Genomic DNA, 4,114 nt, shown 5'->3' with positions numbered 1-4,114 from the left:
AGCTTTTATGATGTTACCGAAAAACTGGCCATAGTAGGCGGGGTGTTTAGCTTTGGTTTTTTTGAAGAACTAACCGGAAGTCCGCGAAATTCGGTTTTAGTATTGGGCGTATTCTTCATTGTCGGTTTGATTTTATTGTTTTCTTTGCTGAAGACCGAACAAAACATTAATAAAAATTCGGATTTTAGCAACCGTTAACTATTTTGTGCCGATGAAGGTTGAGTTGTTCATACCCTGTTTTATAGATCAGTTGTTTCCTGCGACAGCTTTTAATACAGTAAAGTTGCTGGAGAAGGCAGGCTGCAAGGTTAGTTACAACCCGGCGCAAACCTGTTGCGGTCAGCCGGCTTTTAATGCCGGTTTTTGGGACGATGCCAAAGAGGTAGGCAATAAGTTTTTAAGCGATTTTTCAGAAGACAGCGTAATTGTTTCGCCCTCGGCCTCATGTACAGGAATGGTGAAAAATTATTATAACGACCTGTTTACCAATACAGCCGTGCACAATAAATGCAGGGCTATACAGGGTAACATCTATGAGCTATCTGATTTTCTGGTGAATATCCTGGAGTTTGATTATTTCGGTGCTGAGCTTGATGGTAAGGCTGTTTATCACGATAGCTGCGCCGGTTTGCGCGAATGTAAAATAAAAGATGAGCCTCGTCAGTTACTCTCTAAAGTGCTTGGCCTTGAATTGCTTGATTTGAAAGACGGCGAAACTTGCTGCGGTTTTGGAGGCACTTTCGCTGTTAAGTTTGATGGGATCTCAACCGCCATGGCCCAGCAAAAAGTAAACAACGCCCTTGATGCCGGCGCCGAGTACATCATATCTACCGATACTTCCTGCTTAATGCACATGCAGGGGTATATCGACAAAAACAACCTTCCTATTCAAACCATGCACATTGCTGATGTATTGGCCTTGGGCTGGGGGAATGTCTGATCTAATAAGGTAATTTACTTCTTAACAATTGGGGTTTTGCGCAAGTGCGTAATCCGGTCTCTCAATTGCGTCATTGGCTGTTCAAAATATTTAGAAAGCAGTATTCCCCCGGCGATAGTCAAGATCCAGAAGATTGTGTAATCTGTTATTTTGAGCGAGCTGGCAGTAAGAAAATGGCTAAGATAAGGGTTTAGGAAATCTTCAATGAGGTATGTCCTGACAACGGAGTAGTTGAGTAGATAAAGCGAATAGGAAATTATACTTATTAGTGTGATCGATTTATATAACACACCTTTTCCGGTTTTGATAAGTGTAAGCCTGGGCAAAAGGCATAATACTCCTAAAGGCGGAACGCTGTAGGCAAATACACACGAGTACAGCAAGCCAAAGTAGCCGAAAATGTATTGTACATAATGCAGGTACAGTAAGCAAATACCTATAATAAATAACGCATTAGGATAACGTTTCCAGGTACCAGCATGATAGTAAGCGATGTAAGATCCGAGTACTCCGTACATAATACAATCCAACCTTGTGCTTACGTGTTTTCTGAAAAACAGATCAATTACCTCTCCATTTATCAGATGTGCCGGCCAGGAGGTAAAACGATAATACCTGAAAGCTGCGATACCCAATATCAGTGTGCAGGCCAAAATCAAAACGGCATAGCGCACGTTGATTTTAAAAACAGTTATCGAAATGAAAACAGCAGCGGGCACAAGTATATAAAACCACTCTTCAACTGCCAGCGACCATGATTCAGGAAACAGGTAATTGGGCATGGGCTTGTTGAAATTTGCAAGGAAAAAGAAATATCCTTTAACGCTTGTTTCGGGTAGGAGTTGTTTTGTGCAGAAACCTAAAATCAACAAAACGATCAATACAAGAAAATAGGCAGGTAAGGTGCGAAACCATCGGCGCAACCAAAAGCTGAGGAGTGTATTGAATGTGATATTGGGGCTATTGAATTGCCTGATCAGGATACCTCCGATCAGGAAGCCGCTCAATACAAAAAATAAAGTAACCCCGTCAAGGTTGAGTGCAGTTAATAACCGGTAGGTCAATGAGTTTTTATTGAAAAACAAGGCACTATGTACGTTTAAAACGAAAAGTATAGCAACGGCTCTAAGTATATCTAATCCGTAAATTCGTTCAGTATTATTTTTAACACGGAAAAGGTTTGTTATTAACATACATGCGGCCGTTTTTAGTTATAATCGGCATATGTTGGCATTACGCAGTTAATAAACAACCGGTTGCTTTTAATTGTACTTTGGTTTTGATCGGGATCAAGAATACGATGATAATCTGACAGTTATTTATTCTTTAACTAATTTCAACTTTAGGGTGTCATCATACACTTTGGTATCCCATTGCATTTGCTTGCCGTTGTAGTTGCTGATCTTTACCCTTGTGGTATCATTATTTGTGCCGCCATCAAAAACAATATTGAATGTTTTTCTGTCTGCTCGGTACATGTATTTACCAAACCAGGCACGGTTGGTTTCAAAAATATATGGGTTGGCACATAATGCAATTCGGCCGCCGTCTTCTATATAAACATAACACCAGTTTTGAGCGCCGTTCATCCATTCGTTTTCACCTACAGTTTTGCTATTTCGCGTAAACTGTACTATTTTCCATTTCCCGGTAAAGACTGATGACGGTGTGGAAGCTACATAACCGTAAATTCTGTAGAAGGCAAGGCCGATGATCAAAAGTTTTAAGGCAGGCTTTGCAAAACTTAACCTGATATGAGGTATTTCTATCTGTTTGAATAAAATAAGTTTAATATCCGGCCATCGCAATAGCAAAAGGTATAACAGGCCAATAGTTATAATGATTGAGTTTATAAACGCCCCTGTGTCTATATCATAAAATACATTGATCAATACAATGTTCAACATTACGGGTAATAATATGCAGGTGCCCAGCAAAGTGGTGCGCCTGAACAAAAGCATAACGCCGCCGCTGATCTGTAGCAGACCAAGTATAACCGCGAAAGTATAGGAATGGCCAAAATAGTTCCATGTGAGGTCAAAGCCGCTTAATTTGCCCACAGGGGTGTTATCCCTCATGTAAACGTGCCCGAACTGAGTTTTTAGTATCTTTGCAAAGCCGTAAACAAATACCTCGTAGGCAAGAAAATATCGTATTACTCCACGAAGAAATGCGTGCCGTATCCCCGAATTAAAACCTTCATTTTTGCTTTTAAAATGCCAATAAACAGCATGAGCCGCAGCAATAATGCATATAGCGACACTAACGTAGCAGAACAGCCGGATAAAAGATACCTGATCAGAGAAATTAAAAAGCCTATAAAATAATTGATCTGATATCATTGATAAACCATCAAATACAGCTATAAACAAGTACAGGCTTTCAAAAAATTTGGCAAACCAATAAGAGCGAACTGGAATCATGTCTTTGATTTATTTTACTTCCGCTCAATATCCAAAATAGCACCTTCTTTCGCCATTTCTACAAGGAATGGTTTGGCAATACCTTCCTGGGCGCTGTCATAGGCAGTATCGCCCTTTGCCGCAATGTCGTCAAGTCCGTCTTCGCTGTCAACCTCATATTTGTTAAGGGCCAGGTAAACGGAGTCGCCCGATACTTTATTTACTTTGTATAGGGTATAGTGGTCGTTTTTAAGTTTGATGTGAAAAATATCGTTCTTTTGTGGTGATAAAACCCACTGGTTTACTTTTTTAGCTTTCTGCTTTTCGCTGATATAAAAAAATATCGAACCGATAACGATCAAAAAGCAGCCGGCAAATGTCCAAACAGGTATTGTGGTTTGAGTTTTTAAGTTATCATAGCTTAATTTTAGCGATTCAGGCATTTCCTTAAGTTTCAATACCTGTCTGCAATTGAGGCATTGCGAGACGCCGGTTTTACCAATCGGGAAAAACGGGATCCAGAAAATATGCGCCCAGCGTTGAAATACATTCATCTGTATACTATTCGCCGTATTACAGTTTGGGCAGTTGTCGCTTGTTATTTCAGCTTTTAGGAGTTTGGCTTTGGTGCCGTATACAATCATGATATTGCTGGTTTAGGATCTACGTTTTATCCGCAATGAAAATAGGGAAATTACCAGTATTATGAAAATGAAGGTTTGTGAAAACAGGGAAGTCGCTTTTAAAATAAACGGGCGACACGGGGCACCTA

Annotated in this window: 4 protein-coding genes and 1 pseudogene; 2 read left to right on the top strand and 3 right to left on the bottom strand. The window is 40.1% G+C overall.

Annotation, left to right across the window (positions count from 1 at the left end; genetic code table 11):
• Positions 1-198: pseudogene (locus tag VF500_RS10720) on the top strand (MFS transporter); the annotation flags it as partial.
• Positions 199-211: 13 nt separating this feature from the next.
• A complete protein-coding gene (locus tag VF500_RS10715) occupies positions 212-940 on the top strand; it encodes a (Fe-S)-binding protein (RefSeq protein ID WP_330859666.1) in 729 nt (242 codons plus the stop codon).
• Between the two features lie 14 nt (positions 941-954).
• On the opposite strand, the gene VF500_RS10710 is transcribed toward VF500_RS10715, so the two are convergent.
• From VF500_RS10710 to VF500_RS10700, 3 genes are all read right to left on the bottom strand, one after another.
• Positions 955-2,133: an acyltransferase gene (locus tag VF500_RS10710; RefSeq protein WP_330859665.1), complete on the bottom strand. Its 1,179-nt coding sequence runs from the start codon at positions 2,131-2,133 to the stop codon at positions 955-957.
• A gap of 126 nt (positions 2,134-2,259) precedes the next feature.
• Positions 2,260-3,018, bottom strand: a complete 759-nt coding sequence (locus tag VF500_RS10705; protein WP_330859664.1) for a hypothetical protein — start codon at positions 3,016-3,018, stop codon at positions 2,260-2,262.
• Positions 3,019-3,377: 359 nt separating this feature from the next.
• Positions 3,378-3,986, bottom strand: a complete 609-nt coding sequence (locus tag VF500_RS10700) for a hypothetical protein (RefSeq protein ID WP_330859663.1) — start codon at positions 3,984-3,986, stop codon at positions 3,378-3,380.
• Between the last annotated feature and the right edge of the window lie 128 nt (positions 3,987-4,114).

It is taken from the genome of Mucilaginibacter sp. (genome assembly GCF_036383575.1).
In the GTDB taxonomy this organism is placed as follows: Bacteria; Bacteroidota; Bacteroidia; order Sphingobacteriales; family Sphingobacteriaceae; genus Mucilaginibacter.
Note: the sequence above shows the minus strand (reverse complement) of the source record. Positions and strands in the feature narration are given on the sequence as shown.